Genomic DNA, 13510 nt, shown 5'->3' with positions numbered 1-13510 from the left:
CTGGTCGTGCGACTGGAAGTGCCGGGTATGGAGTCCGATGACTTCGATATCTCGGTGATCGACGATGACCTGCTGGTGCGCGGGGAAAAACGCCTGCAACGGGAACAGACCGAGGGCGATTACCATATCCGTGAATGTGCCTACGGGGCCTTCCAGCGTGCCGTGCCCCTGCCGGTCGCGGTGGATCAGGATAAGGCCAAAGCCCGTTATAAACATGGCGTACTGAGCATTACCCTGCCCAAGGCCAGCCACGCACGGCGCCGCAGAATCGAAGTCGGCAGTTAACCGTACGCAGTTGGCAGTCAGCAGAGCCTGTAGGCCGGGTCAAGCCGCAGGCGGATCCGGCATCATTGAACGTGGTTTAGTGGCTCCGCTTCGCTTGAGCCACCCTACTGTTTATTTGACTGCAAACTGCCAACTGCCCTCTGCCAACTTCTCTTTGTTCTTTACATATTCTTGCATTTACTCGGAAAACATTTACCTGCCGGTCAGGCACTATAACGATGCCGACGCCATCCACGGCGGGTTTTGAATTCAATTGCTAGCGTAGTAAAAGGGAGAACCGATCTTGAGACGTCTGACTACCGCATGGTCCATTCGCTATAGCCTGATCCTGCTGCTCGGCCTGCTGCTGACCGGCAACACCGCGGCCTTGCCCACCCACGACAGCCAGGGCAACGAACTGCCCAGCCTGGCGCCGATGCTGGAGAAGGTGACGCCGGCGGTGGTCAATATCGCCACCACCGGCCGGGTACGGGTGCAGGGCAATCCGCTGCTGGATGATCCCTTCTTTCGCCGCTTTTTCGATATCCCCGAGCAACAACCGCGCGAGCGGCGTACCCAGAGCCTGGGCTCCGGGGTCATCGTCGATGCGGACAAGGGCTATATTCTGACCAATAACCATGTGATCGAACACGCCGATCAGATCAAGGTCACCCTGCGAGACGGTAACACCTACGATGCGGAGCTCATCGGCACTGATCCCGATTCCGATGTGGCCGTTATCCGCATCGAAGCCGAGAATCTGACCGCCGTGCCGCTGTCCGATTCGGACCGTCTGCGAGTGGGCGATTTTGTCGTCGCCATTGGCAACCCCTTCGGCCTGGGCCAGACGGTCACCTCCGGTATCGTCAGTGCACTGGATCGCAGCGGTCTGGGCATTCAGGGGTACGAAGATTTTATCCAGACCGACGCCTCGATCAATCCCGGTAACTCCGGGGGTGCGCTGGTTAATCTCAACGGGGAGCTGGTCGGCATCAACAACGCTATCTTCTCCCGCACCGGCGGCAATATTGGTATCGGCTTTGCCATTCCCGTCAACATGGCGCGCAAGATTATGACCCAGCTGGTGGAATATGGTGAAATTCGCCGCGGTCGTCTCGGTGCCCAGGCCCAGGATCTGACGTCCGAGCTGGCCCAGGCCTTTGAACTCAAACAGGGCGAGGGCGCCGTGATCACCCAGGTCGATGACGGTTCTCCGGCCGACAAGGCGGGACTCAAAGCCGGTGACATCGTGATCGAGATCAACGGCAAACGGGTCCGCGACGCCAATACCCTGCGCAACAGCATCGGCCTGTTGCCCATCGGCAGTGAGGTCACCATCAAGGTTCTGCGCGAAAGCCGGACCCGGACGCTGACGGCGACTATTGAGAAACCCAGCAGCCAGCACGCCCAGGGCGGGGAGAAACTGCACGCCCATCTCACCGGCGCGCGCTTTTCGGATATTACCGAGGACCATCGTCTGCACGGGCGCATCGAGGGTGTGCTGATCAGCGAGATTAAACAGGCCAGCCCGGCCTGGAGTGCCGGCCTGCGCCCCAATGACGTTATCGTCTCGGTCAATCGTCAGCCCGTCAAAAGCGTCGCCGAAATGCGCGATGTAATCGGCAACAGTTCACAATTGTTACTCAATATCCGTCGCGGTAACGGGGCCCTGTTTCTCTATCTGCGCTAACTCCCGACGCGCCAGTCGGCCGTCCGGTCGACTGGCCTTATCTTCCCTTTACCGGGCGCTGGGCTGTATTTCACGTGCTATGCTGAAAAATATAATTCGTCTTGACCGCATGCACGCATGAGCCATTCGCCGGCTCCATCCATGCAGCCCCGACACCAATAAAATGTATCGAAAACATTACCTGGTTGGCGTCACCGGTTCCTTGTGTTTGTTTTTCGGGAATTGTTGTGCCGCTGTTGCAGCGTTAAATTTTGAGTCGTCCGGCATGCCCGACGTGCGCAACAGTGGTATTGTAATGTGCATGCATAAACGACCCGCATCTGATTAAAAACAGGACATTCTTTTGTTGAAAACAGATCTGCGCGCTTATCTCAACCCGTTGTGCCTGGGCATTCTCCTGCTCGGCACATTGGTCGCGCTTGCCCTGTTTTTATATATTCGGGCCAATGAACAGAATTATCTCGAGCATCAGCGGCAACTGGCCTTCGACGAGCATTATCATGCTATCCGTGCCGAAGCCGATATCCTGGAAAAAGTGCTACAGAGCCTGCACGCGTTGTATGAGGCTTCGGATGAGGTGGAGCGTCATGAGTTCAGTCGCTTTGCCCGCGATCTGGCCCTGCGTCATCACTATCTCAAAGGGGTCTTCTGGTTACCAGAGAAGGGAGATGATCCGCCGGCCTATCCGGTGCAGTATGCCGTACCCGAAACCTACCTGGATACGCTGGGCGGACTCAACCTGGCGAAGGAACCCGGGTTGCACCGCCAGTTGCAGGCGGCCAGTCAGGACCAACGGCTATTGCTGCTGCCCGATTCGCGATCTGCAAATGCCGCTTCAGTGCAATCCTTTCGATTGTTTCAGCCCGTTTATCAGAACAATACCCCGGCTTTGCGCGGCATGGTGATGCTGTTGCTGGATTTCGACGAGTTTATCGATGCGGCCCTGTCGCATCGCGCCACCTCCCGCAACGCGCTGGATATCGCCATTGTCAATTCCAGGAATCAGCATCTGTTGTTCTATTATCCGGCCAATTCCGGATCCCCTTCCCCTGCAATAACCCAGGGGAAGCTGCAGGTCGAGGATCACCAGCGTCGGTTACATATTCTGGATCAGGACTGGACATTGCTGTTTCGTCCCGTACCGGCGCGTTTTACCAACACCCTGTCGCTAATGCCGTGGTTTGCCCTGTTCGCCACGCTGACGATCACGTTTTTGATCGCCGGCGTCGTTAAAACCAACCTGACCCGGCGCGCCTATGCCGAGACCCAGGTTGCCGAGCGGACCCGGGCCCTGCAAAAGAGCGAGCAACGCCTGGCCCGGTTGTATGACATTATCTCTTCCGATCTTGATTTTTCCGACAAGACCCGGCGCCTGCTGGCCTATGGCTGTGATCAGCTGGACCTGGAACATGGTGTGCTCGCCTATGTTCAGCAAGAGCAGCACACTATTCTATATGCCTGCTCATCCGGCTCGGCTTTTCAGGAAGGAAAGAGCACCCCCCTGGAGCAAACCTGTTGCGGACAAATGCTCAAGAACCAGGTGCTCACCGCTGTCACGCATGCCGGTCTCTCCGGCTGGAGCCAGTTGCCATGTTACCTGGAGTCTCGTCTGGAGACTTATATTGGCACGCCGATTTATACCGGCGGGCAGCTGTATGGGACTCTCAGTTTCTCCGGTTACGAAGCGCGTGAAACCCCCTTCACCCAGGCCGAGCAGGAACTGGTACAACTGATGGCACAATGGCTGAGCATGGAACTGGTGCATATCCAGTTCGAGGACCGCCTGCTGGAACAGCGCAACACCATCAGTCACATCCTTGAAAGCACGGCCGAGGCATTTGTCGCCGTGGACCGCAAACAAACCATTCTGTATGCCAATTCACTGACTCAGGATTTGCTCAATATCGAGACACTGGATCTGGTCGATCACAATCTGCAAACGGTGGCCCCGCAAACCCGGGAACTGTTCGGGGCTGCCCTGCTGACCACATTGGAGGATGAACAGTCGTGTCAGTTTGATCGTTATTATGCGGATAATGGCAAGTGGCTGGAGGTGGCTATCCATCCCACGTTACAGGGCGCCTCCATTTCATTGCGCGATATCACCCAGCAAAAAGCCAATGCAGAGATACTCTCGCATACGCTCGGCATCAAGAATGCGATTCTCAACAGCGCCAACTTCACTATTATAGCGACCGATGAAAACGGCATTATCATGAGTTTCAACAGGGCCGCTGAACGCACCCTGGGTTATTCGGCCGGCGACGTCATAGGACAGCATAACCCTTTACTGTTCCATGATTCGCAAGAGGTCGCGGCACGCGCCAGAGAACTGAGCAAGGAATTGCAAATACCGATTCAGCCTGGTTTTGATGTTTTTACCGTGCAGGCCCGCCGGGGAGTTCCCGATGAGCATGAATGGACTTATATCTGCCAGGACGGCAGCCATCTGCCGGTATTGCTGTCGGTTACCGAAATGACAGACGAGCAGGGAAAGTGTATCGGCTTTCTGGGCATTGGCGTCGACATCACCGAGCGTAAACGTATAGAACGCATTCGCGATGAGTTTGTTTCCACCGTCAGTCACGAACTGCGTACGCCACTGACCTCAATTCGTGGGTCACTCGGGTTGTTAAGCGGCAACCTGGGAGGAGAACTGCCGGAACAAGCGCATTCGTTGATTGAAATTGCCGAGCGTAATACCCAACGTCTGCTACATCTGATTAATGAAATACTCGATATTAACAAGATCGATTCGGGCAATATGACCTTCACCTATGAGCCTGTTTCCCTGTCCGTCTTTCTGCAACAGGCGCTCGAAAACAATCTGGCCTATGCGCGTGAATTTAATGTTGAACTGAAACTGAAGACCGTGACTACTGACACGAAACTGTATGCCGATGAACTCCGACTGATGCAGGTTATGAACAATCTGCTCTCCAATGCTGTAAAGTTTTCCCATGCCAACGGCACAGTGGAGATTGAGGCCTGGCATCAGCCATATGTCGTGCGCATCAGCGTAACCGATCATGGCAAGGGGATTCCCGCCGGGTTTCGGGATAAAATTTTTCAACGCTTCAGCCAGGTCGACGCCTCTGACAGCCGCAACACCGGCGGTACCGGTCTGGGACTGAGTATTGCCCGGGCTATCGTCGAACAACACGGCGGTCAGCTCAACTATGTCAGCCAGCCAGGCATTGGTACCACCTTCTATTTTGATTTACCGGTCTATCGACACCAGTCGATTACGCGCATCAAGGATCAAATCGTCAATCTGAATCCGTCACAGCCGCATCGTCTGCTCATCTGCGAGGACGATCCGGATATCGCCGCTCTGCTGCAACTGATGCTGGCTCGTCACGGTTACCAGAGCGAACTGAGCACTACGGCTGCCGAAGCACACAAAGCACTGGAACAGCAGCATTATGATGCCCTGTTGCTGGATATTCTGCTGCCCGATCTCAACGGGCTGGATCTGATCCGCCAGTTGCGCGGCGCCGAGGCGACCCGGACGTTGCCTGTTATTGTTATCTCGGCCATCGCCAATGAATCTCGCAATCAGCTGGAAGGCGGCGCCGCCGATATCATCGACTGGCTGGACAAACCGGTGGATCAGGATCGCCTGCTCGATTCGGTCCGCCGGGCCCTGCTGCATCTGCCGGACAAACCGCACTTGCTGTATGTGGAGGACGATCCCGATTTACAAAATGTGATAGGTCGGATGTTGCAGGAACTGGTTACCCTGTCTCGTGCCACCAGCCTGCAGGAAGCCCGGGAACAGCTGGCCAGACAGAACTTCGATCTGATTCTGCTGGATGTGGGCCTGCCCGACGGATCGGGACTGGAACTGCTGGAACAGCTCGGGGATCAACACCCCCCACCGGCTACGGTTATTTTCTCCAACCACGATCTGGAAAAAGACGTACTCCCTCAGGTCAGCGCGGCCCTGCGCAAGAGCAGCACTTCGCAACAGACTCTGCTGGAAACGCTCGCCGCCTGTCTGCAACAGCGCACCCGGCCCGAACAGACAACTCCAACCGATAAGGCGCCGGTATGAACGAATTGCGCAAAATCCTGTACGTGGAAGACGAAGCGGACATCCAGACTATCGCCCGCCTTGCCCTGCAAGATGTGGGCGGCTTCGAGTTGCAGCTCTGCAGCAACGGCAGCGAGGCCCTCGCCACGGCACAAGAGTATGCCCCCGATCTGCTGATTCTCGATGTGATGCTGCCCGGCATGGATGGCCCCACCACCCTGACCGAATTGCGAAAAATCCCCGCCCTGGCCGAGACTCCGGTCCTGTTCATGACCGCCAAGGTTCAAACCCGGGAGCTGGCGCAACTGCGCGCCCTGGGCGCCGTCGAGGTCATTACCAAGCCGTTTGATCCCATGACGCTGGCCGAGACGGTTCGACAGATCTGGCAAAATATATGATTTTTCTTATATCTTTTTCAATTAGTCGCCGGGCATTGAAATCTCACGCAGAAACCTTATGTGGGTAATAACTGAGATAATTACCAGGGCTATAAGTATTTTATTGGTTTACCTTGACATAATTTATATAGCTCCTATATTAGTAATTGTTAAACAACTAACTCTGAACGGAGGTGAGCAAAATGGCTGGCGATCTGATTAAAAATTTCCCGCATGATGGTGTGGTTACTGTAAACCGGGTCATCCTGAAACCTGAATACTCGATTGACGACCTGCAGGAGCGCGTTGCGTTTCTGTGCGAAAACGTCAAGACCTATCACTCCGACACCGGCTTTGTCGGCGGCTTTGTCTGCCTGAACAGCGGCGCAGTCTCCAACGAGGGGTCGACCATCGGTCAGGCAGTTGAAAGTCCCCTGAAGGAAAAGGAAGCGCTGATTATCACCTTCTGGAACACCTTCGAGGACCACGAGGAATCGCACAAGTCCGAGACTTTCCAGCCGCTTTTCCAGCAGGTTCTGGAGCTGTGTGAGAACGGCAACGAAGAAATTGCCTACGAAATGCTCTGGTCCGGTGCGGCCTATTCCCCGGAAGAAGCCGAAGCCGCCCGCAAGGCCAAGGAAGACGCAGCCTGAACAAAAGGCGCCCGCTGGGCGCCTATTGTCAGGGACGAGGTCCGAGTGACGAGGGACGAGTCCAGATATTAAAGCGCCCTTCGGGCGCTTTTTTGTTTTCAGCTCCGGGTTAAATGAATTGGCATCACTTTCATTTCGACTCAGTCTAATTTCCGTATCCGGAGGCTTGTGCCTCGTCACTCGTCCCTCGTCCCTCGGCCCTGTATTCTAATGCCCTCATAAATATCCCTGTTGTTCCGCCCCGGATCGAGTGGTGTATAGTCGTGCATCTGAATTTTAGCCGGGCTGCGAGGGGGATTCCCGCTCCAACGTGTCTCCCGGACGACAGCCTGAACTTAACAAACCATGCCCACCGCGGCCTAACCTTGAGGATGGACGAATGATCAAACCTATCGGCAGCGACGAGCTACAGCCTCGCTTTGTCTATGACTCCGCAAAACACGATGCTCTGCGAAAGGAGGCCGAGTCCCTGCCTTCTGTGGTGATCAGCTCCCAGGCCGCCGGCAATGCCGTGATGATGGGCGGCGGCTATTTCAATCCGCTCAAGGGATTCATGAATCTGACTGACGCCATGGGCGCGGCCGAGAAAATGATCCTGAGCGACGGCAGCTTTTTCCCGGTACCCATCCTGTGTCTGCTGGAAAACGTCGATGCGATCAAGGACGCCAGGCGCATCGCCCTGCGCGACCCCAATGTCGAGGGCCATCCCGTGCTGGCCATAATGGATGTCGAGGCCATTGAAACGGTTTCTGACGAGCAGATGAATACCATGACCCAGAAGGTCTATGGCACGACCGACAGCGAGCATCCTGGTGTGGCCGCCTTTAACAGCCAGGGCCGTTTCGCCGTCTCCGGGGCGATCGACGTGCTGAACTTCAGCTACTTCATCACCGATTTCCCGGATACCTTCCGCACCGCCGTGGAAATCCGCAACGAAATTCAGGAACACGGCTGGAACAAGGTCGTCGCCTTCCAGACCCGTAACCCGATGCATCTGGCGCATGAAGAACTGTGCCATATGGCCATGGATCGCCTGGGTGCCGACGGCCTGGTCATTCACATGCTGCTGGGCAAGCTCAAACCCGGCGATATTCCCGCCCCGGTGCGTGATGCCGCAATCCGCAAGATGGTGGAACTCTACTTCCCGCCCAACAGCGTGATGGTTACCGGTTACGGATTCGACATGCTCTATGCCGGACCGCGCGAGGCCGTGTTGCACGCCTACTTCCGTCAGAACATGGGCGCCACCCACTTTATCATCGGCCGCGACCATGCCGGTGTCGGTGATTACTACGGTCCTTTCGATGCGCAGAAGATTTTCCACGACGAAGTGCCCAAAGGTGCGCTGGATATCGAGATCTTCGAGGCCGATCACACCGCCTGGTCCAAGAAACTGAACAAAGTCGTGATGATGTGCGAAGCCCCGGATCACAGCAAGGAAGACTTCGTGCTGCTTTCCGGCACCAAGGTACGCGAGATGCTGAGCAACGGCGAAGCCCCGCCGAAAGAGTTCTCACGCCCCGAAGTGGCCAAGATCCTGATCGACTATTACACCAGTAAAGACGCCTGATCAGGGATTACTACCGAAGCACCGAAAGAGGCACATCAGATGATGTGCCTCTTTTTTTATGCCCCTCGTAAACAACTCTATCGCGGCATATCCTGAATATATCCACTGTTTATGTTCACTGGGAAATGAACGCAAAGGATGCAAAGGCGTTTATGCCCGTTGTGTGGGTACAAAGGGCGCAGAGAAAATATTTATTTTGGCAAAAGGCATGCCTCATACTGCATTCCTGATTGAATAAGTGTGCCGAATACCAGTCCAGAGAGATTGCTTCGTCACGCTGCTCCTCGCAATGACCTCTCTCTTATCGGTCATTGCGAGCAAAGCGAAGCAATCTTTTAAGCAAAGTGATCGGGCATTTGGAACACCTATTTAAACTAACGAGGCAGTGAAGACACGGAAGTGAAGTCAGTGTGTTCAGGTGCGCTTTGAAGAAATTCCAAGAATGCAACTTTCGCAGTGAATTAAAGGCTGGTAATACCAAAAAATAACTTCTTTGCGTTCTCCGCGTCTTTGCATCCTTTGCGTTCATTTCCAGACCACAAAAAAAGAGGCACGCCACAGAGCGTGCCTCTTTGCCTTACCGGTAAGGACCGGGTTTTATATCTTTCCGTCCGCACGGGTACGATAGGCACCGGACTGGCTGGCCCGTTCGTACTGGTCAAGCTGTTTCATAACCAGCGCCATGGCTTCGGTATAGGGTACTGTACCCTGTTGACGAATGATCTCCTGGCCTTCCTGACTCACGGCGTAGCGAATGAAGTCACGTACCTTTTTGTCGGTCGAACCCCGTTTGGTTACCAGGTATAACGGGCGGTAGAGCACATAATCCCCGTTTCTGATCTTCGCATAGCTGGGTTCGTGATCGTTGAGCTTGAGGATCTTGATATTCCGCTTTTGGGCGCTGCTGATACCGGTCACTGCAATACCGTTGATGTTATTTTCCACGCCGCTTTCCACCGGCCCGGAAGACTTTTCAACATATTTTGCGACAAACTCCTGATCGAAGTTGTTGAAGACCAGTTCGCGCAGGGTACGACCCACGCCGGACATTTTTCCCCGACGCACGTAGAGCTCAATCGGCGCATCGGCGCCACCCAGCTCCTTCCAGTTAGTGATGTTACCCAGGTAGACCTGCTTCAGTTGATCGAAGGTGATGTTGTCCACCGGGTTTTTCTTGTTGGTTACCACCACCAGTGCATCCCAGGCCACCGGGATCTGGTGGGCATTACGCTCTTCCTTCAGACTGTTGAGGGAAGTCCGACAGGCACCGCCAATATCGATATTGCCCGCCGCAGCATTACGAATGCCCCTGGTGGCGCCACCCCCGCTGAGATAGACAGGGATGCCGGTCTTGACCTCGTAGGCCCTGGCCAGTTCCGCCATAAAAGCTTTTTTGGTAATCCCGCAACCAGCCCAGTTAATGTCTGTCTGTTGCGCTTGCCCGGCACCGACAAGCGCCGATAGTCCGAATAATACGGTGATTACACATAAGGATTGAAAGCGTTTCATTATGACATCTCCTGACTGGATATTCGTCTTGTCTCATCTTCGGCAACTTTACGGGTTAACCCCAAGGTCCAATCGACAATCCTGTGTAAGACGTCACATAAATTACTTTATTCCAGACAGTTGCTTTCCGTTATATTTAAATATCAATACTTTCTTATACAGGGGCGTTCGCCTGTCACTCAGCGATCAAAAAAGGGGCCTGAGGCCCCTTTATTTTTTATGTAATGATACATACTGGCTCAAACATGCCAGCCGTACTCATCGGCCTTCTGTCGGGCCAGTGAAGGAACATCATTGGCAATAAAATGCTTGTGCAGGATCTGCACACCGATCATGTGATTAATGACCGCATCGAGTTTCACCTGCGTCGAGGCGGTCGTGTCCTCGGCCTCGTGCAGATCGAACAGCGCCTTCACGCCGGCTTTATCCAGAACGCCCGCCTGCTCGATCGCTTCATCGGAAAGATAGTTATCAGACAGAACCTTGAGGGCGGCCCATTTTTCCGGATCGGTATGCGCCGGCGGCGCCATGAAAGCGAACTTCTCCCGTTCATACAATGTCTTGGGCAGGATGCCCTTCATCGCTTCACGTAATACGTATTTCTCGGTGCGCCCTTTGATCCGCATGGAGGGTGGCAGCTGGGCGCAATACTCGGCAAGATGATGATCCAGAAACGGCGGCCGCGCTTCCATAGAGTTAGCCATATCGACGCGATCTCCACCCCAGGTGAGGATCTGGCCTTCCAGCATGGTCTTGATCCAGACGTACTGGGCCTTGTCGAGCGGATGCCGGCCTTCGAGCATATCACCGTCCAGTGCCTCGGCGATCGCCTGACCGGGCGCATATCCCTCGACTTCCTGACGCAGCGCAGGCGACAGCAGGCCGGGCACATGCACCGCCGAGGCGAGCCAGGGCTGCAGACAGCTGGGAGTAAAGCCCATCAGTTCGTTGAGAGCCGGATCGCTGACCTCATCCTCGGCCAGCATGGCGCCTTTGAATAACTTGTTGGCCTCGGCCAGGATACTCTCCCATTCGGCCCGTTCGGCCGGCGACAGGGTATCCATGCCGTGTAAAAACATATCGCGGCGAAAAGCCGGATATCCGCCGAACAGTTCATCCGAACCCTCGCCGGTGACCACCACCTTGTAACCGGCCTTGTTGACATGCCGGCTCATCAATAATTTGGCCACACCCAGCGTATTATAAATAGTGCGTTCGGTATGCCAGAGGGTTTCCTCGAAGTTCTCGTACAGGTGACCCGCGTTGAGCAGCATTACATCCTGATCGGCACCGACCGACTCGGCCATCTCGGTGGCAATCGGGGTTTCGTCATAATCGGCGTCGTCAAAGCCGATGGTAAAGGCCTTGACCGGTGACTGCTGACTGGCGGCGGCCATGCCCAGCGTGGAACAGGAGTCGATTCCGCCGGAAAGATAACAGGCCACCGGCACATCCGCTTCCAGGCGCAGCTGTACCGCTTCCAGCAGTTGCTTGCGCACGCCTTCGATGTAGCTTTCCTCGTCATCACTATCGTTTTTCAGGCGTTCACTCTGCAGAGGGAAATCCATATCCCAGTATTTCTGGTCGGTCACCTGGAATTTGCCGTGCTTGCGCTCAATGATGACCACATGGCCGGGTTTAACCTGGTTGATATTATCGAAGGCGGTATTGCCCGGCACGGTGGTCTGCATCAGCTGGTGAAATACACCTTTGGCATTGAAGCGCCGCGGCACATCAGGATGAGCGAACAGCACCTTGAGCTCGGAACCGAACACGATCTTGTCGCCGGTGTTGGTCCAGTACAACGGTTTGACACCGAACCGGTCGCGAACCAGCATCAGCCGATCATGCTGCTTGTCATACAGGGCAAAGGCGAACTCGCCGCGCAGGTGCGTCAGCATATCTTCCAGACCCAGTCGGGGATAGAGATGTAATACCATCTCCGAGTCGCTCTTGGCCTTGAAACGCGCGCCCTTCAAGGTCAGCTCGGCACGAATCCGTTTGTAGTCGTAAAACTCGCCGTTATGGGCCAGCAACAGATTATTGTCCTGAGACAGAAAAGGCTGGCGTGCGCGCTCTTCGTTGAGGTCGATAATCGACAGGCGGGCATGGGAAAAGCCTACTCCCTGTCCTTCCAGTGACTTGTAACCAAACCCGTCCGGGCCCCGATGGTGCTGTATCGCTGCCATGTTGACCAGCAATTGAGGATCGATGGTTTGTTCTTTGGTGCTATGAAAAATTCCGGCTATTCCACACATAATTATCTTCTGTATTGGGTATCTGAGTTTTAAGAATAAGAACTGGCTTCCATCACCTGGCTGATACGCTGGCTTAGCGTGGTGAGGAGTGCCATGCGAATGAAGACCGCTCCACGGGCCTGAGCGAAATACCAGTTATGTGGCGTATCATCCAGCTCGGTCGACAATTCATCCCCTCTTGCCAGTGGATGGAGGATGATAGAGCCGGGCTTCAGGGAAGAGTTGGCGTCAAGCTTGAAGATACCGCCGTGAGTCTCGAATGAATCTCCCACCCAGGCAATCGCGTTGATATAGACTACATCGAGCTCGGGGAGCTCCTTATCGAGTTTATTACTGATACGGATATTCAACCCCGATGATTCCAGCTCTTCCAGTTGATCCTCGGCGAAGGCTTCAGTCTCATCAGTGATGACCACAACCTCATTGATACCCCGCGGGTACATAGCAAGGAACAGTAACAGGCTGCGTACCGTACGCATGCGTGAGGGAATGCCGATGATGCCGATATTGATCTTCTTGTCCTCGGGCACGTCGTTATTGAGCAACTCGGGCCGCCACTTGAAGATGGCGTACATATCGGCCATGGCCTGAGTTGGGTGCTCATCGGTGCCATTACCGGCATTGATGATGGGGATGCGCAGGGCATCGATCATCTCATAAACGGCTGTATTGTGATTATCGCGCAGCACCACCAGGTCGCCATAGTTGTTGAACATCTCGGCCACATCACGCAGCGACTCACCCTTGGCGATGCCAGTGGAAGCCGGATCGGTGATCGACATAATATCGCCACCCAGGCGGTGCCAGGCGCTCTCGAAGGAAAGCCGCGTTCGCGTACTCGGCTCATAGAAAGCACTGATCAGGATCTTGCCTGTCAACGGCGGCTGATAGAGCGACGGCGTAGTCTCGTAGAGCGCGGCCAGCCTGAACAATTGCGCCATCTTGTCCTGACTTAACTGGCGGACCGAAACGATAGGCAGGTAGGCCAGCTCGACCAGGGGTGCGGGGTCCTCGGGTATATGCTCGAGCAGATATTGAGGACGCTCGATACCACTGGTCCAGTCTTTGGGAATGACCGGTTCCACGGATTCTTCGGGATGGGAATGCATTTTGTCTACCATAACTGTTTTCTTATCCAGTCTCTTATCCATAA

General features: G+C 54.9%; 9 protein-coding genes. 6 read left to right on the top strand and 3 right to left on the bottom strand.

The window, feature by feature from the left end; translation table 11 throughout:
* The 6 genes from R6U90_RS09200 to sat all read left to right on the top strand — a co-directional run.
* A partial coding sequence (locus R6U90_RS09200) for an Hsp20/alpha crystallin family protein (RefSeq protein WP_410352386.1) occupies positions 1 to 285 on the top strand: 285 nt, incomplete at its 5' end.
* A 283-nt stretch (positions 286 to 568) separates the two neighbouring features.
* Positions 569 to 1954: a DegQ family serine endoprotease gene (locus R6U90_RS09195; protein ID WP_410352385.1), complete on the top strand. Its 1386-nt coding sequence runs from the start codon at positions 569 to 571 to the stop codon at positions 1952 to 1954.
* A gap of 343 nt (positions 1955 to 2297) precedes the next feature.
* Positions 2298 to 6011 carry a response regulator gene (locus R6U90_RS09190; protein ID WP_410352384.1) on the top strand — a complete coding sequence of 1238 codons (3714 nt, stop codon included), beginning with the start codon at positions 2298 to 2300 and terminating at the stop codon, positions 6009 to 6011.
* A complete protein-coding gene (locus R6U90_RS09185; RefSeq protein WP_410352383.1) occupies positions 6008 to 6388 on the top strand; it encodes a response regulator in 381 nt (126 codons plus the stop codon). The genes R6U90_RS09190 and R6U90_RS09185 overlap by 4 nt, the downstream gene beginning before the upstream one ends.
* 182 nt (positions 6389 to 6570) lie before the next feature.
* Positions 6571 to 7020 (top strand): ligand-binding protein SH3, encoded by a 450-nt coding sequence (locus R6U90_RS09180; protein WP_410352382.1) that lies wholly within the window; start codon positions 6571 to 6573, stop codon positions 7018 to 7020.
* 379 nt (positions 7021 to 7399) lie between these two features.
* Positions 7400 to 8590, top strand: a complete 1191-nt coding sequence (sat, locus tag R6U90_RS09175) for a sulfate adenylyltransferase (protein WP_410352381.1) — start codon at positions 7400 to 7402, stop codon at positions 8588 to 8590.
* 597 nt (positions 8591 to 9187) lie between these two features.
* Here the strand turns inward: sat and R6U90_RS09170 are convergent.
* The 3 genes from R6U90_RS09170 to R6U90_RS09160 form a co-directional block, all read right to left on the bottom strand.
* A complete protein-coding gene (locus R6U90_RS09170; RefSeq protein ID WP_410352380.1) occupies positions 9188 to 10099 on the bottom strand; it encodes a phosphate ABC transporter substrate-binding protein in 912 nt (303 codons plus the stop codon).
* 239 nt (positions 10100 to 10338) lie between these two features.
* Positions 10339 to 12357, bottom strand: a complete 2019-nt coding sequence (gene asnB, locus R6U90_RS09165; RefSeq protein WP_410352379.1) for an asparagine synthase (glutamine-hydrolyzing) — start codon at positions 12355 to 12357, stop codon at positions 10339 to 10341.
* 29 nt (positions 12358 to 12386) lie between these two features.
* Positions 12387 to 13466 (bottom strand): aspartate carbamoyltransferase, encoded by a 1080-nt coding sequence (locus tag R6U90_RS09160; protein WP_410352389.1) that lies wholly within the window; start codon positions 13464 to 13466, stop codon positions 12387 to 12389.
* Between the last annotated feature and the right edge of the window lie 44 nt (positions 13467 to 13510).

It is taken from the genome of Thiohalophilus sp. (assembly GCF_046483665.1).
In the GTDB taxonomy this organism is placed as follows: domain Bacteria; phylum Pseudomonadota; class Gammaproteobacteria; order UBA6429; family Thiohalophilaceae; genus Thiohalophilus.
The sequence above is the reverse complement of the archived record's forward strand: the minus strand, read 5'-3'. Positions and strand labels throughout refer to the sequence as shown.

Bases quoted from the DNA above. Each gene is read 5' to 3' on its own strand.
- R6U90_RS09185 (WP_410352383.1), top strand. From the start codon at position 6,008: ATGAACGAATTGCGCAAAATCCTGTACGTGGAAGACGAAGCGGACATC.
- R6U90_RS09180 (WP_410352382.1), top strand. From the start codon at position 6,571: ATGGCTGGCGATCTGATTAAAAATTTCCCGCATGATGGTGTGGTTACT.
- sat (WP_410352381.1), top strand. From the start codon at position 7,400: ATGATCAAACCTATCGGCAGCGACGAGCTACAGCCTCGCTTTGTCTAT.
- R6U90_RS09170 (WP_410352380.1), bottom strand. From the start codon at position 10,099: ATGAAACGCTTTCAATCCTTATGTGTAATCACCGTATTATTCGGACTA.
- asnB (WP_410352379.1), bottom strand. From the start codon at position 12,357: ATGTGTGGAATAGCCGGAATTTTTCATAGCACCAAAGAACAAACCATC.
- R6U90_RS09160 (WP_410352389.1), bottom strand. From the start codon at position 13,466: ATGCATTCCCATCCCGAAGAATCCGTGGAACCGGTCATTCCCAAAGAC.